The organism is Advenella sp. S44, assembly GCF_002810445.1.
Taxonomy (GTDB): Bacteria; Pseudomonadota; Gammaproteobacteria; order Burkholderiales; family Burkholderiaceae_B; genus Advenella.
On record NZ_NEXS01000003.1, the window covers coordinates 606,929 to 631,525 of the forward strand.

Annotated in this window: 25 protein-coding genes; 8 read left to right on the forward strand and 17 right to left on the reverse strand. The window is 57.0% G+C overall.

The features are described from left to right. Positions 1 to 382 precede the first annotated feature (382 nt). Complete coding sequence (locus CAP48_RS06800; protein WP_100695246.1) at positions 383 to 970, reverse strand: TetR/AcrR family transcriptional regulator; 588 nt, start codon at positions 968 to 970, stop codon at positions 383 to 385. 397 nt (positions 971 to 1,367) lie between these two features. Between CAP48_RS06800 and CAP48_RS06805 the strand changes: the two genes are divergently transcribed. Next, positions 1,368 to 2,576 (forward strand): MFS transporter, encoded by a 1,209-nt coding sequence (locus tag CAP48_RS06805; RefSeq protein ID WP_100695247.1) that lies wholly within the window; start codon positions 1,368 to 1,370, stop codon positions 2,574 to 2,576. 77 nt (positions 2,577 to 2,653) lie between these two features. Here the strand turns inward: CAP48_RS06805 and proB are convergent, their stop codons facing one another. The 9 genes from proB to CAP48_RS06850 all read right to left on the reverse strand — a co-directional run bounded on the left by proB (position 2,654) and on the right by CAP48_RS06850 (position 11,609). Beyond that, positions 2,654 to 3,820 carry a glutamate 5-kinase gene (proB, locus tag CAP48_RS06810; protein ID WP_100695248.1) on the reverse strand — a complete coding sequence of 389 codons (1,167 nt, stop codon included), beginning with the start codon at positions 3,818 to 3,820 and terminating at the stop codon, positions 2,654 to 2,656. 45 nt (positions 3,821 to 3,865) lie between these two features. Next, positions 3,866 to 4,984 carry a GTPase ObgE gene (gene obgE / locus CAP48_RS06815; RefSeq protein ID WP_100695249.1) on the reverse strand — a complete coding sequence of 373 codons (1,119 nt, stop codon included), beginning with the start codon at positions 4,982 to 4,984 and terminating at the stop codon, positions 3,866 to 3,868. 178 nt (positions 4,985 to 5,162) lie between these two features. Continuing rightward, on the reverse strand, positions 5,163 to 5,423 hold the full coding sequence (gene rpmA / locus CAP48_RS06820; protein ID WP_100695250.1) for a 50S ribosomal protein L27: 261 nt from the start codon (positions 5,421 to 5,423) through the stop codon (positions 5,163 to 5,165). Positions 5,424 to 5,456: 33 nt separating this feature from the next. Then, complete coding sequence (gene rplU, locus CAP48_RS06825; RefSeq protein WP_024006360.1) at positions 5,457 to 5,768, reverse strand: 50S ribosomal protein L21; 312 nt, start codon at positions 5,766 to 5,768, stop codon at positions 5,457 to 5,459. Positions 5,769 to 5,928: 160 nt separating this feature from the next. Next, positions 5,929 to 7,098 (reverse strand): DUF1853 family protein, encoded by a 1,170-nt coding sequence (locus tag CAP48_RS06830; RefSeq protein ID WP_161495212.1) that lies wholly within the window; start codon positions 7,096 to 7,098, stop codon positions 5,929 to 5,931. Next, positions 7,061 to 8,287, reverse strand: coding sequence for a bifunctional glutamate N-acetyltransferase/amino-acid acetyltransferase ArgJ (argJ, locus tag CAP48_RS06835; protein ID WP_100695252.1), 1,227 nt, complete (start codon positions 8,285 to 8,287; stop codon positions 7,061 to 7,063). The genes CAP48_RS06830 and argJ overlap by 38 nt, the downstream gene beginning before the upstream one ends. 359 nt (positions 8,288 to 8,646) lie before the next feature. Then, on the reverse strand, positions 8,647 to 9,924 hold the full coding sequence (hemL, locus tag CAP48_RS06840; RefSeq protein WP_100696682.1) for a glutamate-1-semialdehyde 2,1-aminomutase: 1,278 nt from the start codon (positions 9,922 to 9,924) through the stop codon (positions 8,647 to 8,649). A gap of 114 nt (positions 9,925 to 10,038) precedes the next feature. Then, on the reverse strand, positions 10,039 to 10,707 hold the full coding sequence (gene thiE, locus CAP48_RS06845) for a thiamine phosphate synthase (protein ID WP_100695253.1): 669 nt from the start codon (positions 10,705 to 10,707) through the stop codon (positions 10,039 to 10,041). A gap of 92 nt (positions 10,708 to 10,799) precedes the next feature. Next, positions 10,800 to 11,609, reverse strand: a complete 810-nt coding sequence (locus tag CAP48_RS06850) for a bifunctional hydroxymethylpyrimidine kinase/phosphomethylpyrimidine kinase (RefSeq protein ID WP_161495213.1) — start codon at positions 11,607 to 11,609, stop codon at positions 10,800 to 10,802. Positions 11,610 to 11,817: 208 nt separating this feature from the next. Here CAP48_RS06850 and CAP48_RS06855 point away from each other — a divergent pair, with 208 nt between their 5' ends. From CAP48_RS06855 to CAP48_RS06885, 7 genes are read left to right on the forward strand one after another with little or no spacing between them, the layout of a single operon-like run. Further along, the gene (locus CAP48_RS06855) at positions 11,818 to 11,982 is read left to right on the forward strand and encodes a rubredoxin (RefSeq protein WP_014749785.1); all 165 of its coding nucleotides are present in this window, start codon (positions 11,818 to 11,820) and stop codon (positions 11,980 to 11,982) included. 25 nt (positions 11,983 to 12,007) lie between these two features. Beyond that, positions 12,008 to 12,589, forward strand: coding sequence for a YqgE/AlgH family protein (locus tag CAP48_RS06860; protein ID WP_100695255.1), 582 nt, complete (start codon positions 12,008 to 12,010; stop codon positions 12,587 to 12,589). Further along, positions 12,582 to 12,977 carry a Holliday junction resolvase RuvX gene (gene ruvX, locus CAP48_RS06865; protein WP_100696684.1) on the forward strand — a complete coding sequence of 132 codons (396 nt, stop codon included), beginning with the start codon at positions 12,582 to 12,584 and terminating at the stop codon, positions 12,975 to 12,977. Before CAP48_RS06860 ends, ruvX begins: the two co-directional genes overlap by 8 nt. Before the next feature lie 30 nt (positions 12,978 to 13,007). After that, positions 13,008 to 13,529, forward strand: coding sequence for a bifunctional pyr operon transcriptional regulator/uracil phosphoribosyltransferase PyrR (gene pyrR, locus CAP48_RS06870; RefSeq protein WP_100695256.1), 522 nt, complete (start codon positions 13,008 to 13,010; stop codon positions 13,527 to 13,529). Continuing rightward, complete coding sequence (locus tag CAP48_RS06875; RefSeq protein ID WP_100695257.1) at positions 13,522 to 14,475, forward strand: aspartate carbamoyltransferase catalytic subunit; 954 nt, start codon at positions 13,522 to 13,524, stop codon at positions 14,473 to 14,475. Before pyrR ends, CAP48_RS06875 begins: the two co-directional genes overlap by 8 nt. Further along, positions 14,472 to 15,764 carry a dihydroorotase gene (locus CAP48_RS06880; RefSeq protein WP_100695258.1) on the forward strand — a complete coding sequence of 431 codons (1,293 nt, stop codon included), beginning with the start codon at positions 14,472 to 14,474 and terminating at the stop codon, positions 15,762 to 15,764. Before CAP48_RS06875 ends, CAP48_RS06880 begins: the two co-directional genes overlap by 4 nt. Continuing rightward, complete coding sequence (locus tag CAP48_RS06885) at positions 15,761 to 16,510, forward strand: lysophospholipid acyltransferase family protein (RefSeq protein WP_369806328.1); 750 nt, start codon at positions 15,761 to 15,763, stop codon at positions 16,508 to 16,510. Before CAP48_RS06880 ends, CAP48_RS06885 begins: the two co-directional genes overlap by 4 nt. 382 nt (positions 16,511 to 16,892) lie before the next feature. Here CAP48_RS06885 and CAP48_RS06890 read toward each other — a convergent pair whose 3' ends face one another. The 7 genes from CAP48_RS06890 to mpl form a co-directional block, all read right to left on the reverse strand. Beyond that, the gene (locus CAP48_RS06890) at positions 16,893 to 17,708 is read right to left on the reverse strand and encodes a symmetrical bis(5'-nucleosyl)-tetraphosphatase (protein ID WP_100695259.1); all 816 of its coding nucleotides are present in this window, start codon (positions 17,706 to 17,708) and stop codon (positions 16,893 to 16,895) included. Continuing rightward, positions 17,708 to 18,883 carry an LPS export ABC transporter permease LptG gene (gene lptG / locus CAP48_RS06895; protein WP_100695260.1) on the reverse strand — a complete coding sequence of 392 codons (1,176 nt, stop codon included), beginning with the start codon at positions 18,881 to 18,883 and terminating at the stop codon, positions 17,708 to 17,710. The genes CAP48_RS06890 and lptG overlap by 1 nt, the downstream gene beginning before the upstream one ends. A gap of 206 nt (positions 18,884 to 19,089) precedes the next feature. After that, positions 19,090 to 19,863 (reverse strand): monofunctional biosynthetic peptidoglycan transglycosylase, encoded by a 774-nt coding sequence (gene mtgA, locus CAP48_RS06900; RefSeq protein WP_100695261.1) that lies wholly within the window; start codon positions 19,861 to 19,863, stop codon positions 19,090 to 19,092. After that, positions 19,863 to 20,711 carry a shikimate dehydrogenase gene (gene aroE / locus CAP48_RS06905; RefSeq protein WP_100695262.1) on the reverse strand — a complete coding sequence of 283 codons (849 nt, stop codon included), beginning with the start codon at positions 20,709 to 20,711 and terminating at the stop codon, positions 19,863 to 19,865. Before aroE ends, mtgA begins: the two co-directional genes overlap by 1 nt. Beyond that, a complete protein-coding gene (locus tag CAP48_RS06910; RefSeq protein WP_100695263.1) occupies positions 20,708 to 22,609 on the reverse strand; it encodes a ribonuclease catalytic domain-containing protein in 1,902 nt (633 codons plus the stop codon). Before CAP48_RS06910 ends, aroE begins: the two co-directional genes overlap by 4 nt. A 16-nt stretch (positions 22,610 to 22,625) precedes the next feature. Next, the gene (locus CAP48_RS06915; protein WP_100695264.1) at positions 22,626 to 23,204 is read right to left on the reverse strand and encodes a YqiA/YcfP family alpha/beta fold hydrolase; all 579 of its coding nucleotides are present in this window, start codon (positions 23,202 to 23,204) and stop codon (positions 22,626 to 22,628) included. Next, a complete protein-coding gene (gene mpl, locus CAP48_RS06920; RefSeq protein WP_100695265.1) occupies positions 23,201 to 24,589 on the reverse strand; it encodes a UDP-N-acetylmuramate:L-alanyl-gamma-D-glutamyl-meso-diaminopimelate ligase in 1,389 nt (462 codons plus the stop codon). The genes CAP48_RS06915 and mpl overlap by 4 nt, the downstream gene beginning before the upstream one ends. Positions 24,590 to 24,597: the final 8 nt, after the last annotated feature.

Here is a 24,597-nt window from a genome sequence, read left to right on the forward strand (position 1 = left end):
GAGTACGTTAAATCCATATTCATTCGGCTATTGCTAAAGCAGATTCGCTGTTGTTATCAAATATGTAATATGTCGTCCATGATATAAAGGTATAAAGGGAGCAATATTGGCTGCGTAACAGGCGATGATACTGGGTCCGCAATAAGACGATAAGTCGGCTCAGCAATAGGACAATAAAATTGCCTTGGCGATAAAACAATAATGTCGTTTTGACAACAGGACAACAATATCGTTCCGACCATAGGGCAACGGTATTGTTTCGATCATAGGACCCCAATACAGGCTCAGCAATCGGTCAATATATCAGGCCGGCAACAGGGCCATAATATCAGTATTTGGAAACAGGAGCCGGTGCTTCAAAAATTATCGGTTGCTGCCCGGGCTATGCATGCTTTAGCAGCCCTTGCAGCAGCAATTGGAACGCCACATGGGCCTGCTTCATTCGCGCAGCGCCGTGTTCGGCTTGCGCAATCCAGACGGCGGCCTCGGCCAGGCTTCCATAAAGAAGCGAAGTGAGCGCTTCTGGATCGGTTTTGACAAGAACGCCCTGTTGCATCAGGGTTTCGATCTGTCGTTGCATGGTGTTCAGGCAATGGCGTCGCGAATCGGGGGATGGGCCACCCAAAACCGCCCTGGCATCGCGCAGCACAATGCGCTGTATATCGGGTTCCAGCGCCATTTCCAGATATGCCCGGCAGCGGCTGTTGAAGCCATCCCAGGGGTCCTGTGCCGATTCAGAGATGGCGCGCAAACGGGCGTCAGTCTCGGCATCAATCTGTTCTACCACGGCCGCCAGTAAACCCTTTTTATCGCCGAAATGATGATAAAGCGCGCCGCGCGTCAGGCCTGCCTGTGCCGTGAGTTCATCCATTGAGGTGGCAGCGTATCCGCATTCTGTGAATACCTTTCTTGCCGTCGCCAGCAAAGTGGCGCGCGTCTCTTCGGTGTCGGCCCGGGTTCGGCGAACCATGGTGTCTCTCCTAACATACGTATCGTATGATTATTTACATTCAGCGCGTATGAATATATTATTCTATTCATACGCAACGTATGTATTATCGCCATCCCTTAAACCGAGGGCAAGTAAAACTATGCCGGAGAACCAAATGATTAAGCCGTATCGAGAACGTGGAAGTGCATTCGCCACCAGCAGCTTGGCCCACCGGGCTACAGGACTGATTGGCGCAGCTTGCGAGGGGCGCCGCGACCGCCAGGTGGCGTAGCGTTTGCCCGACGGGCCTGGAACCGGGGCGCTGGAATTGCCAATCACGATCTTGGCGCATCGGCGTCTGCCTGATCTGGCTTCGCCCACATCCGACGCTGCATGACGGCGGCACGGTCTTCTAAACACGATAAGGATCAATCACATGAACTGCTCATCACCGGCTTCGGAACAAACCGCGGCCCGACACCCCTGGCTTGCCGTGACCGCTGTGGGTCTTGCGACCTTCTGCGTAGTAACCACCGAGATGTTGCCCGTCGGTCTGCTTACGCCAATTGCAGAGACGCTGGACACCTCTTCCGGTACCGCCGGGCTGATGATTTCCCTGCCAGCGCTGCTGGCTGCTGTGTTCGCGCCATTGGTCGTGCTCGCGGCCGGCGGCTTGGACAGGCGCTGGATTCTTTGTGGCTTACTGGGGCTGCTTGTCATCGCCAATGTTGCCGGTGCACTGGCATCGGGCATTGGAGGGATGCTGGCCACCCGCGTTCTGGTCGGTTTTTGCATAGGCGGCATATGGGCGATCGCCGCAGGCCTGGCTCCCCGGCTGGTCGCCCCGCCTGCGATCGGCCTGGCGACATCCATTATTTTCGGCGGTGTGGCCGCCGCTTCCGTGCTGGGTGTGCCGCTGGGTGCGCTAATCGGCGAGGCTTTTGGGTGGCGCTGGGCCTTTGGTGGTATGGCCATACTCAGCGCCTTGGTCTTGGGCCTGCATTGGGCAGTGATTCCGTCGTTACCTGTTGCGGGTTCAATGTCGGTGCGCCACTTCGGCGCGCAATTGGCTAATCGTCACTTGCAGACCGGCATGGTGTTGACGCTGCTATTGGTGGCCGGTCACTTTATGGCTTTTACATTTGTGCGCCCCTTGCTGCTGTCGGTTTCCGGTTTTGATTCGCAGTGGATTGGCGGATTATTATTTGCTTACGGTATCGCGGGTATTATCGGCAATTTTCTGATCGGCATGTTGGCGACCCGGCACACACAACGGACGCTGCTGGCGATTGCACTGGGCCTGCTGCTGACGCCAGCGTTGTTTCTGCTTGTGGGGGACTCCACTATTGGCGGCGGCGCAACGTTACTGTTCTGGGGATTGGCCTATGGCGGGGTGTCGGTTGGCCTGATGACCTGGGTGATGAAAGCGGCGGCAGGCGCGGTGGAAGCGGCCACGGCATTGTATGTGGGTGTTTTCAACACAGGCATTGCGATGGGAGCGTGGCTGGGCGGTCGGGTTGTTGATTCGCTGGGGCTGACAATCAATCTATGGCTGGCCGGTGCGTTTGCCGCAGGCGCGGTACTGATCACCTTCACACCAGGCTTGTGGCGGCATACGGCGACCGCCGAGGGATATACGTCATAACGGTTGCTTCGTGCGTCTTTATAAAGCTGCGTTCTGACACGTTTTAACGGTATTTCAGATCACGTTATCGCTGGCGCTCAGATCGGGGACATTTCAGAAGCCGTTTGCTGCGGGCGATTGAGGATCACCATATTGTTGCGGTGAATCAGTTCTTCGTCGCGGCAATTGCCAAGAATGCTTTCGATTTCCCGGGTAGGGTGTCGCATGATCCGCCGGGTGTCGGCCGAAGAGTAATTGGCCAGCCCGCGCGCGATTTCACGATGCTGCTTGTCGGTGCACGCCACGACATCGCCGCGTTCAAATTCGCCAACAACATCCGTCACACCCACCGCCAGCAGACTTTTGCCTTGCTCAACCAGCGCCGTGCATGCCCCGTCATCGAGCACCAGCTTGCCCGGCAGGCGCAGATGATCAGCCAACCACTGCTTGCGCGCAGAGCGCAGGGAAGGGGCGGCGCGCAGCTCTGTGCCAATGGCCTCGCCCGTTCCAAGGCGCTCCAGCACCCGTTCTTCACGTCCGGAGGCAATAATGGTTGTGGCACCGCTACTGGCGGCCCGCTGTGCGGCAAGTACCTTGGTCAGCATGCCGCCGGTGCCGATATGGCTGCCGGCGCCACCAGCCATTTTCTGCAATGCCGGATCACCGGCTGTTGCCAGATGAATGAAACGCGCATCCGGGTTGCTGCGCGGATCGCTGTCATAAAGTCCGCGCTGGTCGGTCAGAATGATCAGCGCGTCCGCTTCGATCAGATTGCTGACCACGGCGCCCAGCGTGTCGTTATCGCCCAGTCGTATTTCATCTGTGACCACGGTATCGTTTTCATTGACGATAGGAATCACACCCAGCTCCAGGAGCTTGAAAATGGTCGAACGGGCATTCAGATAGCGAAGGCGGTCGGTCAGGTCCTCGTGCGTCAGCAGAATTTGCGCCGCACGCATGTTGTGCGCGGCGAACGCCGACTCATAGGCCTGGATCAGTCCCATCTGGCCCACCGCGGCGGCGGCCTGCAACTCGCTCATGACCTTGGGGCGGGTTTTCCATTTGAGTCGTGCCATGCCTTCTGCAATGGCGCCGCTGGATACCAGGATCACCTGCTTGTTTTGGCGACGCAACGTGGCGATTTGCGATGACCATTCCCCGATCGCCTGCGGATCCAGGCCCTGGCCATCGTTGGTAAGCAGGGATGAACCCACTTTGACGACAATGCGTCTTGCCGTGGCCACTGAAGAAACGAAATCGCTCATGTTGCAAAAATCCAGAAGAGGGGTCGAAGGGTAAAGAGATGGCCGTTATTGATCCATGTCGCCCAAGTTGCGACGTGATTCATCAAAACGCGGGTCTTCTGGCACATAGGCGTCCGCTTCCTTGTCCTGCTCGGCCATTTCGCGCCCTTTTTCCGTGTCCAGATAGTCTTGCAGCGCCCAGATCAGCGCCTGGGTGCCGTCGCCCGACAGAGCCGAGATGGCAAAAACCGGCGCGTACCACTGCAGCTCCTTGCACAGCCGTTGCTGCACGTCCTGCGGATCGTTGACCATATCCAGTTTGTTCAGTACCAGCCAGCGCGGCTTGGCGTACAGTTCGGCATCGTATTTACGCAGCTCTTCGGCGATGGCGCGCACATTTTTGGCCGCTTCCAGTACCGGATCCTGGTCGGGATCCATGACAGAGACATCGACCAAATGCAATAAAACCCGTGTGCGAGACAAGTGACGCAGAAACAGGTGGCCCAGGCCGGCGCCTTCGGATGCGCCTTCGATCAGACCGGGAATATCGGCCACGACAAAACTGCGCGACGGTGAGGTTCGCACCACGCCCAGGTTCGGATGCAGGGTGGTAAAGGGATAGTCGGCGATTTTCGGCTTAGCGTTGGAGATACGCGTAATAAGCGTGGATTTGCCGGCATTAGGCATGCCCAGCAGGCCAACGTCTGCCAACACCTTAAGTTCCAGACGCAGCTTGCGTTGTTCGCCTTCCTTGCCATGGGTAAATTGGCGGGGCGCGCGGTTGACGCTGGACTTGAAATGCAGATTGCCCATGCCTCCCTGGCCGCCTGCCGCCAGCGTCACCTGCATCTTGTGATGATCCAGGTCAAATAACTGCTCGTTGGTTTCGGCATCATAGATCACTGTGCCGACCGGCACGCGCAGTGTGATATCGGCCGCAGCGGCGCCGTACTGGTCCGAACCGCGGCCATTCTCGCCATTCTTGCCGCGATGCAGGCGCGCATAGCGAAAGTCGATCAGGGTATTGATGTTTCTGTCTGCCACGGCATAGATACTGCCGCCACGTCCACCATCGCCGCCATCGGGGCCACCCTTGGGGATGAATTTTTCGCGACGAAAACTCGCCGCACCGTTGCCGCCCTTGCCGGCAATGACTTCGATCGTCGCTTCGTCAACGAATTTCATAATAGTTTCCTGTGGCCTGTAATAAATGGAGTCGCCGGGTAAGTGCTTTATTATCATTCACGCGGGCGCTCTTGGGGGTGCCCGCGCGCGCTGCGGAGTAAAAAAGCGTACTGCAGAATAAAAAATGCCGTTCACCTGGCGACAAGTGAACGGCACTGCATGATGTCCGGGGAAAGGTTTAGTTTACCTTTGTGACGGAAACGGTATGCTTGTTGAGTGCGCCTTTATGTGAAAAGGAAACACTGCCGTCTACCAGTGCGTACAGAGTGTGGTCTTTACCCATACCGACATTGGGTCCCGGGTGAAAACGTGTGCCACGCTGACGAACAATGATTGAACCGGCTGGAATGACTTCACCGCCAAAGGCTTTTACGCCCAGTCGTTTGGATTCCGAGTCGCGACCGTTACGAGTTGAGCCGCCGCCCTTTTTCTGTGCCATGTTTAAGCTCCTGTTGTACTGTTAACGAACGGATCAAGCAGTAATTGCTTCGATGACGATCTGGGTGTAGTTCTGGCGATGGCCCTGGTGCCGCTGGTAATGCTTGCGACGGCGCATTTTGAAAATTTTCACCTTGTCGTGACGTCCATGTGCAAGAACTTTGGCTTTAACCACAGCGCCAGCAACCAAGGGAGCACCCACTTTGAGTGTTTCACCTTCGCCTACTGACAAAACCTGGTCTAGCGAGATTTCTTGCCCGATGTCTGCCGGTATCTGTTCTACCTTAAGTTTTTGACCTTCGGCAACACGATACTGCTTGCCTCCGGTTTTTATGACCGCGTACATATGGGTTAACCTCTAAAAATAAATTTGGAATTAGCACATTTGAATGCTAAGCCCGTTATTCTACTGCGAAAAACGATAAAAAGTCAAAAGAATCAATTGCTTGTTTGCAGCAAACCGCCAAATACACAGGTTTTCGGACAAAAATGTGGTATTTCTGCTGTCAGGTGGCCATCGGAGAGCGCCTTGCGGGTGCATCGCGGGCCCAGTCGTTCGCAACCACAAAGCCGCGATGTATTTCCGTGCAGGCCTGCTTGCGCGCTATCGGCACTGTCGCCCCGGACTGCCATGTTGGCTCGTTGTCTGGCATAGCTTGCTCGCCAATGGTGCCCTTGCTTGCCGGTGTGCCTGGCGGGGCCAGTGCCACAATCAATAATCCGGGCCGTTGGCCAGTTGGGGCGGCATCTGCCGAGAACCACGCTTGCAGTTGCGCCAGCAAGGCGGCCGTATCCAATGTGTCGGCGATATCGGCCTCATGGTGTGACAGCCATTGCATGCGCGACAGGATGCGCCAGCGCAAGCCGGGGGAACCGACCCCGGCCGTTGTCTGCAGGCGTTTGACAAAATCGGCATGTGTAAGCCACCAGCCCCGCAGATGTCGTGGATTGAGCAAGGCTGTGCCGGCTGCCTCGGCAGACAGCTCAGTCTCTGGAAGCAGGTAATCATCCCAGCGGTTTCCGTGCAAGGGATAGAACAGCCAGCCCTTGACGTAGGCGGCAGCGTCGTCGATGCGCATGCCTAGCTGCCTGTAAACCTCGGGCGTGGCCGAAAGCCGCAGCTGCTGGTCGCGCAATTTTCCGGTTTTGCGCGCCAGCGTATCTCGCTGCTGCAGACCGACAAACCGGTCGGCGACGACGCCTGCCTGTTCTGTCTGCGGCAAATACAAGTAGCACTTGACGGCCAGTTCCCAGTGCCAGACCTGGCCGCTGTCACGGTCACGCCAGACGTAATCGAGCTCGCCGACAGTCTGGCGCACAGCGCCAGTGCCCCGAGATACGATCAAATGAATAGGGGTATGTTGTGCCAGCAACTGGATGCCATCGACGTGTTGCAGTGCAGTGCCAAGCAGGGCTTCGGCGTAAAGTCCGAGGCGGCGGTAGCTGGTATGAAAGTCCGCGGCCAGCACTTGAGGTGCTTCGCCTTCGAGCGTCAGCCAGCGGGCGATGTCAGGCAGCGAGGTAGCAGGCCATGCCGCCAATGGCAGACCCGCAGTCGCAGACAACAGGTCAGGGGAATGGATGAGCCAGTGCAGGTCGCGCCAGGCCTGCGTGTACGCCGCAGGCCTGGCCGGGATATCAGGAACGGTAGTCGGCGTTGATGCTGACGTACTCATGCGAGAAATCGCAACTGTATACGGTTTCCGATACATTGCCGCGACCCAGGGCGACACGTACCAGGATTTCCGACTGTTGCATGATGCGCTGGCCATCTTCTTCGGCATAGTCCGGATTACGGCCGCCGTCCGTAGCAACCAGTACATCGTCAAGCCACAGTCGCAGGAGGTTGACGTTCAGGTCGTCAACGCCGGCATAGCCAATGGCCGCCAGAATCCGTCCCAGGTTCGGGTCCGAGGCGTAGAACGCGGTTTTGACAAGGGGGGAATGCGCGATTGCGTATGCGATTTTAAGGGCGGTCTGGCTGCTTTCAGCTTCCTCAACCTGAATCGTGATGAATTTCGTGGCCCCTTCAGCATCGCGCACAATTTTCTGTGCCAACTCGCGCGCCACTTCGGTCATCTCGGCCTTGATGCTTTCGTAATGTGGACTTTTTTCGTCCTGGACCTGGATGCCGCTTTGGCCGGTGGCAATGGCAATGAACGAATCGTTGGTTGAGGTGTCGCCGTCTACCGTGATGCGGTTAAACGAACGGTTGGCTATGTCCTTGACCAGTTCCTTGAGCAGGGCAGGCGCAATTTCCGCATCGGTTGCCACAAAGCCCAGCATGGTGGCCATGTTCGGCCGAATCATGCCGGCGCCCTTGCTGATGCCGGTGATGCTGACCTTGCGTCCGTCCAGCGTTAGCTGTCTTGAGCAGACTTTGGGTAGCGTATCGGTCGTCATGATGCTGTGGGCAGCCCGCAGCCACGCGTTCTTGTCCAGCGTCCGGATGCATTGGGGCAGGGCAGCCGTAATCTTGTCTACCGGAAGGGGTTCAAGAATCACGCCGGTCGAAAATGGCAGAACCTCTTCTTCCAGCAGGCCCAGTTCTTTGGACAGCACGCGGCAGGTTTCGAATGCGCGTTCCAGGCCATCGGCGCCGGTACCCGCATTGGCGTTGCCAGTATTGATGACCAGGGCGCGCATGGCATTGCCCTTGGCCAGGCGCGATTCACAGATCTGTACCGGGGCCGCTCTGAAACGGTTACGGGTAAAAACGCCGGCAACCGAGGTGCCTGGCGTGAATTTGAACAATGTTAGGTCATCATGGCCGGGTTTTTTGATGCCGGCCTGCGCGATGCCAATTTCAACCCCTGCTACCGGATAGATAGCTGATTCGTCAGGTATATTTAAGTTTACAGCCATACAGCTTCAACACCTTTAACATATTATGGATAACCCTGAGTGTAGCGTCTTTTTAATTTCACATTGAGAAAACCGGGCTATCCGGAAAAAATTCTACGGGCTGGAAAATAATCTACATGATGGTGCGCAAGGCTTGAGAAGGACATGACCCACGCGTGATGTTTTGTGCAGGTACTAGCCCCGTTTGCACGGCGGGTGTATAGGGCGTGGTACCTGCCGTCCGTTTATCGCAGTGCAAATGCACGGGGGCCGTCAATTTTATGGCAGCAAAATGGGAGACCGGCCGTCCAATTAACGCAGCGCAAACGCGAGGGCGTCTGTCAATTTACAGCAAAACAGACGCGTGACCTGCGGTCAATTTATAACAGTGCGAACGCGCGGGCGGCCGTATCCAGGGTCTGTTCAATGATCTGGTCGCTATGGCAGGCGGAGACGAAACCGGCTTCGAATGCGGACGGTGCCAAATGAACGCCGTTGTCCAGCATGCCATGGAAAAAGGTCTTGAATGCCTCGTTGTCCACATCCGAGACTTCTGCAAAGCTGGTGGGGATCGTTTCGCGGAAGTACAGGCCGAACATGCCGCCCACCGAGTCGGCGCAGAAGGGCACGCCTGCTGCCTTTGCTTTTTCCTGAAGGCCGGTAACCAGTTTGGCCGACTGGTTCTGTAGATGCTCGTAGAAGCCCGGGCGTGAAAGTATTTCAAGTGTGATAAGACCCGCGGCTACGGATACGGGATTTCCCGATAGCGTGCCTGCCTGATATACGGGGCCCAGCGGTGCGATTTGATCCATAATGTCGGCGCGGCCGCCAAAGGCGCCTACCGGCATGCCGCCCCCGATCACTTTGGCCAGCGTGGTCAGATCAGGCGTGACGCCGGACAAACCCTGAACCCCTTCGGGGCCGACACGAAAACCGGTCATGACTTCGTCGAAAACCAGCAGTGCGCCATATTCGGTGCACAAGGCGCGCAGGCCCGCCAGAAAGCCTTCTGCCGGTTTGATCAGGTTCATATTGCCGGCAATGGGTTCGACAATAATGCAGGCAATGTCGTTCCCGAATTCGGCAAAGGCAGCCTTGACTGCGTCCAGGTTGTTGTAGTCCAGAACCAGGGTATGAGCGACGAATTCGGCCGGAACGCCGGCAGAGGTCGGGTTGCCAAAGGTCATCAGGCCTGAACCGGCCTTGACCAGCAGGCTGTCTGCATGGCCATGGTAGCAGCCTTCGAATTTGATGATTTTGTTGCGGCCAGTGGCACCACGCGCCAGGCGAATGGCGCTCATGGTCGCTTCGGTGCCCGAGCTGACCAGACGCACTTTTTCAATGGACGGGATGCGTGCAATAATCGCTTCGGCCAGGCGTGACTCTGCTTCGGTCGGTGCGCCGAAAGACAGGCCGGATTCTGCGGCTCGCTGCACGGCCTCAATGACTTCAGGGTGAGCGTGACCGACGATGGCCGGCCCCCAGGAACCGAGATAGTCAATATATTGTTTACCATCGGCATCCCAGATATGCGCATCCTTGGCCCTGGTGATGAAGCGTGGGGTGCCGCCGACCGAGCGGAAGGCGCGTACCGGCGAGTTGACACCGCCCGGAATGGATTGAAGGGCGCGTTTAAAGAGAATTTCGTTCTGGGACATAATGAAAGCTTTATCCGAAAAATGAGTGAAATAAAGGCTGGCCACGGCTGGTTGCTATGTCGGCTGTTTAGCCGGTGGCGCCTGCGATATGACTGGCCAGGAAAGCACCAGCCATTACGACGCAGGGCGGTGCTGCTCGAACAGGGACGCATAATAGGCGGCGGCGCCGCGAATGTCCTCTTCGCCAAACAGGCCGGTGATAACCGCAATACTGTCGGCGCCGGCTTGCACTGCCAGATGCGCATTTTGCCGGTTGATGCCGCCAATACCGACCAGCGTTGTTGCCTGGTTTGCGCCGGGCAGTGTTCTGGTTTCCCGAAAGAGCGACAGCGGTGCACGGACCGCTTCGGGTTTGACCGTAGAAGGAAAAAGCGCGCCAAATGCGATGTAATCGGTCTGATCCTGCAGGGCAGCGGCCGCCAGTCCCAGGCTGTCATAGCACGATACACCGATCAGAAAGGGCGCATGTCCCTGGCTTTGCAGCCGGGAGCGAACCGTTGCGACCGTGGCGTCATCTTTACCCAAATGGACGCCATCGGCATCCAGCGCCAGTGCCAGCTCCCAGTCATCATTGACAATAAACAGCACGCCGGCGTCACGGCAGATGTCGCGCAGTGATGCTGCAACATCGCGCGCCTGTTCTGGCTGCATGGTTTTGTGTCGCCACTGCAGTACCCGCATGCCGCCTTCGCAGGCTAGCGAAACTGCCTGTCTCAGGCGATCGGCATCGTGCCATTCGGGGGTAATGCCGTATAGGCCAGGGGGGAACGTGTTTGCTGTCATTGACCTGTTGTACGTAAATTAGATGAGCTTATGCATGAAAGTATAGCGAGAATACGCAGGTGGTTGTCCCTGCCTGCGTATTTGGCGCGCGATCAGGTTTTTTGCAATCTTTGCGCAACCAGTTTGCTCATGCCCAGCTTGCGTCCGTCGGCCAGCGCCTTGTGGGCGTAAGTGATGGCTTGTTCGCAGGCCAGGGACAGAGGCGCGCCCCGTGCCAGCTCACATGCCAGCGCGGCGCTGATCATATCGCCGGCTTCGGATTGACCGGCGAGTGGAAAAAAGCCGAAAGCCGAGCTGCGCTCGCCCCCTTCGAGCAATATATGCTGATGGGCGCTGTCGGGAGACGGGCAAAACAGAGACAGGCACGATTTTGCTCCGGCTGCCAGAATAGCTTCGAGTACGACCGGAATCGGGTTCTCGTTGTCATGCTCATCTTCCGGGGCCCATAAATTCAGATAGCTGCAATCGACCACAACGCAACTGGCTTGCGGGATGAGCGTTTCCCAGGTTGCCAGGAGCAGCGCTTCTATCTCGTCATCGGAACTGTCTTCTATGACCGACGCATATTGCGGCCCGAGATACAGAACCAGAGGCACACTGTCATAATCGGCAGCGATTTGCGCAATGACGCTGGCGTGATCCGGGCTGTACAGCCCGCCAGCCCGGATGGCGTGCACCGAGATGTCTTCCAGAAGGCAGCGCGCCTGATTGTCCAGAATCTCTTCGGAGACTGGATGAATTTCCTCTATGACTCCCGTATCCTGAACCGTAATGGCGGTCAGCGCGGTCACCGCCTGGCAAGCAAATTGCGCGGCGGTCAGGACATCGCCGGCAAGCCCCGAACGTCCGGTTGGATCCAGGTGGTTGAAAAACAGCACTGCAGGGGGATTATCAGGAGACACAAGAAGAACGAAAGGAAAGACGAAAGCGGTGAAAGTAGCCGGTGCGCAAAAAAAGCACGGCGCGGTTTTTGGTAAAGCGGGCCAAAGTGTGTATTTTAAATTAAAATGGATACTAAAGCGTGCGCAGGCATGTTTTCTGGAACAAGCCTTCAGGCCCGTTCCATCCGATTCGTGAAGTTACATTTGAATGTTAGGAAATAACCGTATTATGCGTACCTGGATGTGTTTAATTTGTGGTTGGGTTTATGATGAGGAAACCGGCGTTCCCGAAGAGGGGATTGCACCGGGTACCAAATGGGAAGATGTTCCCCCCAACTGGGTCTGTCCTGAGTGCGGTGCGCGCAAGGAAGACTTTGAAATGATGGAAATCTGACGCGCATCCCAAAAAAGGAAGGACCATGACCGAACACGACGACAAAAAAGAATCTGAATTTGTCAGTATGGCGAACCAGTTCCTCATGGCCATGCCTTCCCAGACATCAGATATTTTCGAAGGTGGCGTGGTATATATTTGCGAACATTCCGAAGACGGAGCACTGGGGTTGCTGCTGAATCGGCCGACTGATCTTTCGGTGGAACAGTTGCTGGAGCGGCTGGAGCTGGAGGTCAATGCCGATCTGGCGGCTCAGAGCGTGTTTTACGGCGGGCCGGTGCAAACCGATCGTGGTTTCGTGCTGCATCATCCGGCCCGAGATTATCGCTCCAGTGTCGTGCTGGGCGACATGGCCCTGACAACATCGCGGGACGTGCTGGAAGACCTGGCGCGCGGCGAGGGTCCGCAGCAAATTTTCATTACACTGGGCTATGCCGGTTGGTCGGCAGGGCAACTGGAGCAGGAGATTGCCGCCAATGCCTGGCTCAATGTCAGCGCAGACCGCAATATCATTTTCAACAAACGCCCGGCCGATCGTTATACGGCAGCGCTGGCGCTGCTTGGCATTGAACCGGCTGCCCTGTCCGGTGATGCGGGCCATGCCTGAAGAAACCCTGCTGGCGTTTGATGCCGGCATGAAAAAAACCGGCGTCGCCCTGGGCAATACGTTAACGCGCCGGGCGCGTCCCTTATGTATTATCCGCGAAGTCACCCGCGACGGTCGCTTTGGCCGCATCGCTACGCTGTTGCAGGAATGGCAGCCCGAGCGCGTTGTGGTCGGGTTGCCGTTGACTGCCACCGGAGACGAGCAGCCTGCCTCCAAATTTGCCCGCCGCTTTGCGAACCAGTTGCACGGTCGTTTCGGGCTGCGGGTGGAACTGGTGGATGAACGTGGCTCCAGCCTGGAAGCGCAGGAAATTCTCGGAAATAACGAAGAAGATGATGCCGTGGCAGCCGCAGTTATTCTTCAACGCTATCTGGATAGCTTAAAATAACGCCAACTTTGCTAACCGGATAGGAAAACCATGACAGGCAGCCTGCCCAGCGCTGAAGAACTCTACGCGCATTTGAAACACGCCCTGAGCGAGCAGCTCAAGGGCACCGACCCGACCAACACATATCTTGTGGGTATCTATTCAGGGGGTGCCTGGCTGGCCCGGCGACTCTGTTGCGACCTGGATCTGTCGCAGCCTGGCACACTCAATACCAGCCTGCACCGCGACGATTTCAGCCGTATCGGGCTGCATTCGCAAACCCAACCAAGCCACGTGCCGTTTGAGGTCGAAGGCGCGCACATTTTTCTGATCGACGATATTCTCTTTACCGGGCGCACGATCCGCGCCGCGCTCAATGAGCTGTACGATTACGGGCGCCCGGCTTCTGTGCGCCTTGGCGTGCTGATCGACCGGGGCGGACGTGAACTGCCCATCTCGCCCGATATCTGCGGCGGCGTGCTGCCTTTGCCCCGAGGCCGCAATTATGTACTGGCTGCCGATGATGATTCCCGTTTTACCCTGACCATGCAAGAGGAAGCCCGCCATGTTTAACCCACAATTGAACCGGCATGGCGAACTGACTCACCTGCTGTCCACCGAAGGCCTGCCGCGCGATATTCTGACGCATATCCTGGATACTGCCCAAACTTTCGTGCCCATGGCGGAACGTGATATCAAAAAGGTACCGCTGCTGCGCGGCAAAAGCGTATTCAACCTGTTCTTTGAGAACTCCACCCGCACCCGTACCACATTTGAAATAGCCGCCAAACGACTGTCGGCCGACGTCTACAATCTGAACATCAATGTGTCGTCTACCGCCAAAGGAGAGTCGCTGCTCGATACCATCAGCAACCTGACGGCCATGCAGGCCGATATATTCGTTGTGCGGCACGAGGCAAGCGGCGCACCGTATTTGATCGCTCGCAACGTAGAGCCGCACATCCATGTTATCAATGCCGGGGACGGACGGCACGCGCATCCCACGCAGGGCCTGCTGGACATGTTCACGATTCGTCACTTCAAGAAAGATTTTTCGGGCCTGACGGTCGCCATTGTGGGCGATATTCTGCATTCGCGTGTTGCGCGCTCCGATATTCATGCGCTCACGACGCTGGGCGCGGCCGAAGTGCGGGCCATCGCACCGCTTACACTGTTGCCGGGCGGTCTTGAGCAAATGGGTGTCAAGGTCTTCACCGACATGCGCGAAGGTCTGCGCGATGTTGACGTGATCATGGTGCTGCGTCTGCAGAACGAACGCATGAAGGGGGCGCTGCTGCCTTCTTCGCAAGAGTATTTCAAGCATTACGGGCTGACGCGCGAAAAGCTGTCTTGCGCCAAGCCGGATGCCATCGTGATGCACCCGGGCCCCATGAATCGCGGTGTTGAAATTGATTCGGCGGTTGCCGACGGACCGCAGGCGGTTATTCTCAATCAGGTGACATTCGGGATTGCTGTAAGAATGGCAGTCATGAGCATCGTAGCTGGAGCATCTCAGTGAAAACAGTAATCAAAGGTGGCCGCTTGCTTGATCCGGCCTCCGGTATAGACCAAACCGGTAATCTTTATATCGCATCCGGACGCATTGTCGGCGTGGACGAGGAGCCTGACGGTTTCGAATCGGCACGCGTGATTGACGCGACAGGAAAACTCATCCTGCCGGGCCTGATCGACCTTGCTGTGCGCCTGCGCGAACCTGGCTTTGAGCATCGCGCGACACTGGAGTCGGAGATGCAGGCCGCGCTGGCCGGTGGCGTGACCAGCCTGGTGCTGCCCCCGGATACCGAGCCCGCACTGGATGAACCTGGCCTGGTCGAGATGCTCAAGCACCGGGCCCGCCAGTTGCATCAGGCCAATTTGTATCCTTTGGGTGCCATGACCAATCGTCTTGAAGGCAAAATCATTACCGAAATGGCGGAACTGACCGAAGCCGGTTGCGTTGCCTTTTCCCAGGCGTCGTTGCCGCTTATCGATACCGGGATTTTACTGCGCAGCATGCAGTACGCCAAAACCTACGGCTATACCTTGTGGCTTACGCCGCTTGAGGCGGCATTGTCCAAAGGCGTGGCAGCCAGCGGGCCGTTTGCTTCGCGCCTTGGGCTGACCGGTGTTCCAGAGCAGGCCGAAACCATTGCGCTGCACACCTTGTTCGAGTTGCAGAAAGTGACAGGTACGCGCTTGCATTTGTGCCGTCTGTCCAGTGCGGCAGGCATAGAACTGGTGCGTCAGGCAAAAGCGCAAGGCTTGCCGGTAACGTGCGATGTGTCGCTCAATCATTTGCATCTGACCGATCTGGATATCGGATTTTTCGACAGTAACTATCGGCTGGATCCACCGTTGCGTGGCCAGCGCGATCGCAATGCCATTCGCTCGGGACTTGCCGATGGCACCATTGATGCAATCTGCTCGGACCACACCCCGGTGGACGATGATGGCAAGTTGATGCCGTTTGCCGATGCCGAACCGGGAGCGACGGGTGTTGAGTTGCTGTTTTCGCTGGTTCTGAAGTGGGCACTGGAAGAAAAACTGCCTCTGGCGCAGGCGCTGGGCCTGGTGACCGCGGGCCCCGCAGCTATCTTGAAGGCGGGTGCCGCATCGCTACCAGGTTGTGGCGCTTTGTCTGTGGGCGCGCCGGCAGACATCGCCATTGCCGACCCGGATGTAGCCTGGACAGTAGGGCGCAATACCCTGCTCAGTCAAAGTGCACACACTCCCTTTGCCGGTTATGAATTACCCGGCAGAATCGTGATGACACTGGTCAGTGGGCGCTGCGTGTGGGAGTCTGTGTGATCGCGTTTTGTCGTTTTGTTGTCAGGGCGATCTTTCTGATTCTGCTGTTGTTGTCGGGGCTTGTCACGGCTGCCCTTGCCTTGCCGTTTATGAACCGGCCGGTGCAGGATGCGGTGACTAAAGTCTGGTCGTGCTGCCTGATGCTGGTTTGCGGCGTTAAAGTGGTGCGGCACGGAACGCCCATTATGAGCGGTCCGGTGTTGTGGGTTGCCAATCATGTTTCCTGGATTGATATTTTTATCCTCAACAGTTGGCGCGCCACTTCGTTTATCGCTAAACAGGAAATCCGTAGGTGGCCGGTAATAGGCTGGCTGGTTGCCAGGGTGGGCACGGTGTTTATCGACAGAGGCCAGCGCCAGGCAATTGGCCGTGTCAGTGAAAGCATGAAGGCGCTGTTCGAACGCAACATATGTGTCGGACTGTTTGCCGAAGGGACTACCTCGGACGGCCTGGATGTCAGGCCGTTTAGCAGCAGTCTGTTCGAGCCGGCCGTGCGTGCCCAGGTGGCGATTCAGCCGGTCGCATTAGTATTCTGGTATGAAGGGCAGCGCAGTGGAAAAATGGCGTTCATTGGCGAGCAGACACTGATTGGCAACATCTGGGTCCTGCTTAGCGCCCGTCAGGTTTGTGTCGAAGTCTATTGCCTGCCTCCGATCACGCAGAACGGGCAGCCATCAACGCTCAGTCGCGCCGAACTGGCCGCGCAGGTGCGTGATCAGATTCGCGCCAAGGTCGTAGCGGACTGAGAACGGTATACCGGGTTTTGGCACGGCGGGATATCGCTTGCCCAACGGCGGTTGATGCGGTTTTTTTTCAGGGGATAATACGACTTTACGTAGAACCCCAGGTCAAGATATTGACCTGCCCCGTCGCCGGTATCCATCTGCTGGATGCAATATCGGGGCAGATATTTCAGTACAGGCATTTCAGTACCGATATTTCGGATCAGCGATTTTAGATCAGGTGTCTCAAACCGCGTATCTCAAACCGCGTATCTCAGACCTGGTATTTCAGGCCAGATATTTCAAGCGGAGTATTCCAGGCGGGTTATTCCAGGCCAGGTATCGCAGAGCGGATATTCCAAGTCAGTCCAAGTCAGGTATTTCAGACCTGATATTGACGTTGCAATTATTGCTTGCCGTGTTGTTTGCAATCTATCTGGATCAGTTTGCGATCATTCAGGCGCAACGCGGTCAGTTTGCCTCCCCATACACAACCGGTGTCCAGGGCCAGCAGGTTCTTGCGCATCAGCAGACCCAATGTGGACCAGTGCCCGAATATGATGGGGATATTGGCGGTTTTGCGATCAGGAACATCAAACCAGGGCATCAGGCCTGGGTGATCGCCGGGCGAGTCTTTGGCTGCGAAATCCATTTCACCGTGCCTGGTGCACAGTCGCATGCGGGTGAAGGCATTAATAATAACGCGCAGTCTTTTCGCCCCTGACAGTTTGTCTTTCCATTGCACGGGTTCGTTGCCGTACATTTTTTGCAGATTCTTTTTCCACTTGTCGCTGATCAGCGCCTGATGCGCTTCTTCGGCCAGCGCCAGCGTTTTCTCCAGATCCCATTTGGCCATGACGCCGGCATGGACCATCAGGTGCCCGGCCTCGTAATGGGCCAGCGGGCGATGCCGCAGCCAGTCAACCAAGTCATCGACGTGTTTGTCTTTGAGGATAGCGTCAAAAGTGTCCGATTTATTCTCGTTGCGGATGCCTGCATGGACAGCAAGCATATGCAAATCATGGTTGCCCAGAATGCTGACGGCGCGATCACCCAGCTTGATAATGCGTTTGAGTGTGCGCAGAGATTGAGGCCCGCGATTAATCAGATCGCCGGCAAACCAGAACCGGCAGTCGGGATCTTCCTTAATTAGTGGATGCTCAAGCAGTTCGTCAAGTGCTCCGCAACATCCTTGCAAATCTCCTACCGCCCAGATATTCATTACGTTGCAGCCTTCCCGGATAGTGGCGCACGTGGGATGCGCGGATTTCGCCTGGCCTCCATGAAGTAGAGTGCAAGCATGGCGATAAGCATGGCGATCGTGTTCGGCATTAACGCCGTAAACCACGGCGGCAGGTTCTTCAGCATGCCTACATTCAGTGCGAGCTGATTAATCATGTAGAAGGCAACGCCAAGTAATATCCCCAGGAACACCTTGCCGCCGACGCCCCCTTTACGAGTTTGCATGAACCCGATAGGCGCGGCAATGGTAATCATGACCAGCAGGGTGAACGGGTAGCTCAGTTTACGCCACAACGAGACAACCTGACGGTTTGTCTGCAACTTGTTTTCCTCCAGGTAGGAAATATAATCGAGCAGCGATAGGGTGGACATCCGATCCGGCTGCATCTGACCAGCCAGCAGGCGGTTGGGCGTCAGGGTGGTTTTCAATTCCAGCGTCGGCAGCACCGTACGTTTTGCCACATCAGACACCGGTGTGTTGGGATCGGCCAGTGCGGACTTCGCGTCGACCAGGCTGGTGATGTGCACCACATCGGTCAGCGTCAGGGTCTTCTGACTGAATTGCCCGCTTTGGGCCTGGTCAAAGGAGATAAACCGGCTCTCGTCAGCGTTGTAGGTGATGATGCGGATATCCTGAACGGCGCCCTGGTCGCGAAGCTGTGCAATATTGATGGTGCGGATATTGCCTTCTTCGTCGGGTTCGCGAAACCAGTGGCCTGAATTCATCTTTCCGCCACTGGTTTTGCCCAGGTACTTCAAACTGGCCTCGCTGGTCATGAGTTCGGCCCGGGGAGTGACAAATTCCGATAGCACAAAGGCGCCCAGCATGAGCGGAATGGTAATGGTCCACAGCATGAGCAGTAATGAGATGCTGCTGACGCCCGATACCCGCAATATCACCAGCTCGTTGCGCTGCGCCAGGCTGGCCAGCGCCAGTACGGATCCGATCAGCAGGCCTATGGGCAACAGATCATACAGGCGGGTAGGCAATTGCAATACCTGCAAATACAGCAGCGATAGCAGCGGAAACTGATCGCTGATGCTGTCCAGTTCGTCGATAAGGGCAAAAAAAGTGAATAGGCCGACCAGCGCCACCAGCACTGCTATGGTGGAGCGGTAGATTTCTGTCCCTAGATATTTTCTTGCTGTGCGCATGAGTTTTATATGTTTGCGGCCAAACGCAGCGTTGCGCGTGCGGTCTCAGAACCGTTGATTTTACTGTTGTTTGCTGACAGTTTCCAGAATAACCGGTCAGCGGAAGGAAATTGGCAGACCGTTTATGCATCGCCATTTATTGTCCAGCCATCGTCCGGATAAATACAGGCCGGCATTTGTGCCGGCATTGCGGAAACGGCAAAGACCTACTTGGGCGGGACGGCGCTGCGCATGCGAGCCGAAATGGTCCGGCTGCGTGATAGGACATATCGCGATTGCATATTCTTCCCATACACCTTCGGGTTGGGCAAAACGGCGGCCAGGCGGGCAGCCTGAGAGACCGACAGGCGTTTTGCATCAACGTCGAAATAATGTCTGGCCGCAGCCTGCGCACCGAAGATGCCGTTACCATATTCCACCACGTTTAGATACAACTCCAGAATTCGTCGCTTGGACATGACCGCTTCTATCATATAGGTAATGATCAATTCCTGGCCCTTGCGGACATAGTTGCGGTCGGCAGACAGAAACAGGTTTTTGGCCAGCTGCTGCGTCAGGGTTGAGCCTCCGCGACGGCGACTGCGGCCGGCTTGCTCCTGGCGTTCGTTATAGCGCCAGGCCTTGCGGATGGCTTCCCATTCCACGCCGCCGTGCTCGGTAAAGCGCGCATCTTCGGCGGCAATCACTGCCTTTTTCAGGGAGGGGCTGATCGCTTCGTACGGTACCCATTGATAATGGACGCTGAGCGGCGGATCCAGCGCGGCCAGCTGGCTTGCCTGGCTACGCATATAGGCGCTACCGCCTGGATTGAATACGCTGTACCAAAGTACCCACGTGAACAGATATACTTGGTAAAGCAGGACGACTGCGATCAGCAGGCCCACAAGATCCAGAGCCGAGCGTGCGATTGACTGCGAGCTTACTCGCCTGGCAATACGGATCACGACCTCGCTAAATATGCGCCCGACTGCTTCGAGCATCAGACCGACTCCGACAGTTCCGTGCGCAGTGCAGCCAAAACCGGTGCAGGATCGGGCTGGATTTGGTTCCAGATGCGAAAGCTCTCGGCGCCTTGATAGACCAGCATACCCAGTCCATCGCTGGTGTGCCGCACGCTCGCGTTACGCGCCTGCTGCAAAAAGGGAGTGTCGCCGCTGGGCGTGTACAGCATATCGTAGGCCACGCTGTCGGCGCGAAACAGCCTGCCGGGCAGCGGCAGCGTCTCGCCCGACAGGCTGCTGGCTGTCGCATTGATAACGATGTCCCACGTTCCTTGCAAGGACGAAAAGCCCGATGCCGAGACCCGGGCATGGGAGGGCGAGAAGGCGGTGGCCTGCGCTGCAAGCGCATGGGCTTTGTCTTCGGTACGATTTACAATATGCAGCTGCGCACATCCGGCCTGCAGCAACGCGGGCACGACGCCGCGCGTTGCGCCGCCTGCGCCGACGACAAGAATCCGGCTTTGCGCCAGCGTAATCTGCTGGCGCAGCATGTCGTTGACCAGTCCCAAGCCATCGGTATTGCAGCCATGTATCTGTCCGTTCTCCTGCCACAGTGTGTTGGCCGATCCCGCAGCCCGTGCGCGATCAGAGACGTGCGAGGCGGCCAGTGCATAGGCTTCGCCCTTGAATGGCAGCGTAATGTTAAGACCACAGCCGCCAGTGGCAAAGAACTGCGTCACATAATCACGAAAATTGTCTGGCGCCACGCATTGTCTGGTGTACTCAACGGCCAGGCCAGTCTGTTGGGCCAGAAGGGCGTGCAGGCGCGGCGACAGACTGTGCTTGATCGGATTGCCGATGACGGCAAACTTGCGTAGCTCATTCATGCCGTGGCCTCCTCGCCGGTCTGGGCCAGTCCCGCATATTCCGCGTCAATTTGCAATGCCAGCTCGTCGGTGCCGCGCACATTAATTGCAATGCGGTCATTGCGTTCCAGCTCGGGCAGCCCGTTAACCTCAATGACCAGCGGGATTTCTTCAAGACGTACCAGATTGTCGCGGATGAACGTGCCGTGCAGTCTTGTACGTGACTGCTGGGTCAGCCAGCGCAGGCACCAATAGCGTTCAAGCCGGCTCTGGAACTCATGCCAGAGCATGTACTGGGAGTCGAAGGCGCCGACAATGGCATACAGGTCTGCGTCTTTGGGTTTGAACGGGGCCACCAGCCGTGCCGACACGCCGTGTTCGGCGGCGGCAAGAATTTGTCTCTGGTTAACCAGGTCAATATAGCGCCGTAGCGGTGACGTGGTCCAGGCATACTGGGGAACGCCGATAGCTTCATGGGGCAACGGGTGAGTCGACATGCGCGCCCGCCCCATTTGTTGGGAACGATAGACGCCGGGCAGCCCATGTTCGTTCAGATAGCCGCCCCATTGCGTATTGGCCAGAATCATGTATTCCGCAACGATTTGGTCCAGCGGCGCATTGCGCTGTCTTGGGATAAGCTCGATGCGCGAATCGGGATTATCGGCAGGCCCGTGCAAACGGAATGTGTATTCTGTGCGGTTGTTGTTTTCCGGCTTGCCGCGCATCTGTTCGCGCGCCGTTTTCAGATATTGCGCCAGCTTCCAGAGCGGGCGCAATACCTCGCCGTAAGGCAGGGCAGCGGTCTGGTCCTCAAGGGCTTCGCCCGTCACCTGCTCGACCAGATCGTCAATACGCAGGTTTTCGCGGATCTTGATGGTTTCCGCGAGGGTGGCCGTCTCTTGTATTTCGCCTGTCGCGACATTGGCGGTGACGTAAAGGGACAAGGCTGGGACGCGCTTGCCGGCATCCAGCGAAAACATGCTGATCAGCGCATCGCTTTGCATGGGAATTTTGTCGCCCGGGATATAAAGGGTGGACATGCGACTGCGCGCCAGTTTGTCCAGATCCGAATCACGGGTGACTACCAGCGCCGGGGCGGCAATATGCACGCCGATCCGGTAAATATCGCCTTCAATGTGCGTAGCCGATAGCGCGTCATCGATTTCAGTGGTGCTGATGTCATCAATCGAATAAGCAACAACATCGCTTTCGGGCAGCGCGGGTAACGGCGGGATGTCCAGCTCGGGAACAGCCGTTCCCTTGGGAAAGTGCTGTTTGATAAATCGTTCAAGATGCAGGGCAAGGGCATGTGGGTATACGCCCAGCTCCAGCAATAGGGCTTCGGCCGACTTGCCGCTTTCGGTCAGTGCCTTCTCGAAGGCTTTCCACTGCAAGGTGTTTTTGTCCGGGCGAATCAGGAACGTACGGGCGGCATCGCGCAGCTCATCGGGCAGCGTGCCGGCCAAAATCGCATCGGTCCAGGCCTGTTGTTGCTCGGCCTGCCGCTGTTTCTTTTCCAGGGCCGCGAGTGCCGCCTGCAAAATATCGGCAGGCGCGGCCTTGTAGTGACCTTTACCCTTGCGGTGAAAGTAAGCAGGCGCGCTATGCAGGCGCAACAGAATTGCCGTTTTTTCGACAATGGAGGGCTCGTGGCCCACATAGTCGCGAGCCAGATCGTAGGCGGAAAACTCATCCTGGGGAGCGCATTCCCAAAGAAATTGCAGGTCAATCTCGTCGCTGCTGGCGCGCGCCTGCTCCAGCATGGTCTGCGGCTCGATGCCGTCAAAAGTAAAGATGACTGCATTGCGCTTTATCTTGCTGCGTTTACCGCTGATCGACTCGACCTGGAGCGTTGAATCGGCTTCGGAATGAATTTTTTCAGCCTTGAAGCTGCCGTCGTCTTCAAAAACCACGTACATGAATATGAGTTCCTACTTAGAGGCGGGTGAAATCGAAAATAGCAGGAAGGTAGTGCTCGAACATGGAAAAAGCATGGTCCCCTCCCTGTATCAATGTGAGGCGTGCGCCATCGTAGCGATGGGTCATTTCCTGCCAGTCCAGCACTTCGTCGCCGGTGCAGGCCAGCAGATAATAGCGCTGCATGTTTGTCAGAACAGGTCGGTACAGCCTTGCGAGAGCCCGAACGGATTCGGCCGTAAACGAAAAGCGTGCGTCACTGTGAAATTTGGTGGTGTGGCCAAGCTGCGTTGATAGATCGCGGACTGCATATACTGCCGGATTGATGAGCACGGCCTTGCAGTTCAATTCCTCTTTGAGCCAGGTTGCATAGTAGCCGCCAAGCGAAGAGCCGATGACTGTCAGGTTCTGCATGTCTCCCGAAGGGCACAGCCGTCTGGCATGAGCCATGGCCAACTGCATGGCTGCTTGCGGGTCATCGGGCAAATCCGGCGCTGCCAGTTCATGCTCGCGGCCTGCAGCGGCCATCGCCCGCTGCAACTGCTGCGATTTTTCAGAAAGCGAAGAGGAGCGGAAACCGTGCAGATAGAGAATCATGAGACCGTTTGCTTTGCCGTCTGCTCCAGCGCCAGAAGCAGTTTTTCATGGATGCCGCCGAAGCCGCCATTGCTCATTACCAGAATGACATCGTCGGGTTGTGCCTGTCTGCTGACATCTTCAACCAGCGTATGCAGATCACAATAGCCCCGGGCAGGAACTGTGCTGCCCGCAAATATCTCGGCCGGATCCCATCCGAGGGCGTGCTTGCCCGTTTTTTCGCCGAAGCAATAGATGCGGTCGGCCAGGGCCAGCGCTTGTGGCAGTCTTGCCGCCATGGTGCCCAGCTTCATGGTATTGGAGCGCGGTTCCAGTACGGCAAGAATCCGGCGCGCGCCCACCTGCTTGCGCAAGCCGTCCAGTGTGGTTTGTATCGCAGTCGGATGATGGGCGAAATCGTCGAAAACCTGAATGCCGTTGACGGTACCGCGCAATTCCATGCGTCGACGGATGCCCGAAAAGCGCGACAGCGCAGCAATGGCCGTGGCAGCAGGGATATCGACATGACTGGCGGCGGCAATGGCAGCCAGCGCATTGCTGGCGTTGTGCGCGCCAGTGAGCGACCAGTTGATTTGCCCTTGGGGCTTGCCGTCGCAAAGAACCGTAAAACGACTTATATCGTCCTGGTCAGCTTGAACAGTCCAGCGCCCGTCCGGGCCAACCAGGTCCTGTTGCGACCAGCAGCCGCGCTGGATCACCCGCGCAAGCGCCTGCTCGGCGGGGGGGTAAATGATGCGTCCGCTTTGCGGCACCGTCCTGACCAGATGATGAAATTGTGTCTCGATCGCAGCCAGATCGGCGAAGATGTCGGCATGGTCGTATTCAAGGTTGTTTAGGATTGCCGTGCGCGCTCGATAGTGCACGAATTTGGAGCGCTTGTCGAAAAAAGCGGTGTCGTATTCATCGGCCTCGATGACAAAGTAACGACGGGCTGCATTGAAGCGCGCAGAAATACCCAGGTTCGTAGCGATGCCGCCAATCAGAAAGTTGGGCTCCAGCCCTGCATCCTGAAGAATCCAGGCCAGCATGGAGCTGGTCGTGGTCTTGCCGTGCGTGCCAGCCACCGCCAGTACGTGCTGGTGCTGAAGCACATGATCGCCTAGCCACTGTGGTCCGGATACGTATGGCAGCCCCTGGTCAAGAATGGCTTCCATAAGCGGATTACCGCGAGTCACGACGTTACCGACTACGAAAAGATCCGGTTTCAGGCTGGTTTGGGCCGCGTCGAACCCTTCGATGAGCTCGATGCCCTGTTCCTGCAATTGGGTGCTCATGGGCGGATACACGCCGGTGTCGCAGCCCGTGACCTTGTGTCCTGCCGCGCGCGCAATGAGAGCCAGGCCACCCATGAAAGTGCCGCAAATGCCCAAGATATGTAAATGCATAAATTTCT

Bases quoted from the DNA above. Each gene is read 5' to 3' on its own strand.
- CAP48_RS06800 (WP_100695246.1), bottom strand. From the start codon at position 970: ATGGTTCGCCGAACCCGGGCCGACACCGAAGAGACGCGCGCCACTTTG.
- aroE (WP_100695262.1), bottom strand. From the start codon at position 20,711: ATGAATGAGCTACGCAAGTTTGCCGTCATCGGCAATCCGATCAAGCAC.
- argJ (WP_100695252.1), bottom strand. From the start codon at position 8,287: ATGGCTGTAAACTTAAATATACCTGACGAATCAGCTATCTATCCGGTA.
- rplU (WP_024006360.1), bottom strand. From the start codon at position 5,768: ATGTACGCGGTCATAAAAACCGGAGGCAAGCAGTATCGTGTTGCCGAA.
- CAP48_RS06890 (WP_100695259.1), bottom strand. From the start codon at position 17,708: ATGAATATCTGGGCGGTAGGAGATTTGCAAGGATGTTGCGGAGCACTT.
- ruvX (WP_100696684.1), top strand. From the start codon at position 12,582: ATGCCTGAAGAAACCCTGCTGGCGTTTGATGCCGGCATGAAAAAAACC.
- mtgA (WP_100695261.1), bottom strand. From the start codon at position 19,863: ATGCTCGAAGCAGTCGGGCGCATATTTAGCGAGGTCGTGATCCGTATT.
- lptG (WP_100695260.1), bottom strand. From the start codon at position 18,883: ATGCGCACAGCAAGAAAATATCTAGGGACAGAAATCTACCGCTCCACC.
- CAP48_RS06830 (WP_161495212.1), bottom strand. From the start codon at position 7,098: ATGAGTACGTCAGCATCAACGCCGACTACCGTTCCTGATATCCCGGCC.
- rpmA (WP_100695250.1), bottom strand. From the start codon at position 5,423: ATGGCACAGAAAAAGGGCGGCGGCTCAACTCGTAACGGTCGCGACTCG.
- CAP48_RS06875 (WP_100695257.1), top strand. From the start codon at position 13,522: ATGTTTAACCCACAATTGAACCGGCATGGCGAACTGACTCACCTGCTG.
- CAP48_RS06860 (WP_100695255.1), top strand. From the start codon at position 12,008: ATGACCGAACACGACGACAAAAAAGAATCTGAATTTGTCAGTATGGCG.
- mpl (WP_100695265.1), bottom strand. From the start codon at position 24,589: ATGCATTTACATATCTTGGGCATTTGCGGCACTTTCATGGGTGGCCTG.
- pyrR (WP_100695256.1), top strand. From the start codon at position 13,008: ATGACAGGCAGCCTGCCCAGCGCTGAAGAACTCTACGCGCATTTGAAA.
- CAP48_RS06805 (WP_100695247.1), top strand. From the start codon at position 1,368: ATGAACTGCTCATCACCGGCTTCGGAACAAACCGCGGCCCGACACCCC.
- CAP48_RS06915 (WP_100695264.1), bottom strand. From the start codon at position 23,204: ATGATTCTCTATCTGCACGGTTTCCGCTCCTCTTCGCTTTCTGAAAAA.
- proB (WP_100695248.1), bottom strand. From the start codon at position 3,820: ATGAGCGATTTCGTTTCTTCAGTGGCCACGGCAAGACGCATTGTCGTC.
- obgE (WP_100695249.1), bottom strand. From the start codon at position 4,984: ATGAAATTCGTTGACGAAGCGACGATCGAAGTCATTGCCGGCAAGGGC.
- CAP48_RS06910 (WP_100695263.1), bottom strand. From the start codon at position 22,609: ATGTACGTGGTTTTTGAAGACGACGGCAGCTTCAAGGCTGAAAAAATT.
- hemL (WP_100696682.1), bottom strand. From the start codon at position 9,924: ATGTCCCAGAACGAAATTCTCTTTAAACGCGCCCTTCAATCCATTCCG.
- CAP48_RS06855 (WP_014749785.1), top strand. From the start codon at position 11,818: ATGCGTACCTGGATGTGTTTAATTTGTGGTTGGGTTTATGATGAGGAA.
- thiE (WP_100695253.1), bottom strand. From the start codon at position 10,707: ATGACAGCAAACACGTTCCCCCCTGGCCTATACGGCATTACCCCCGAA.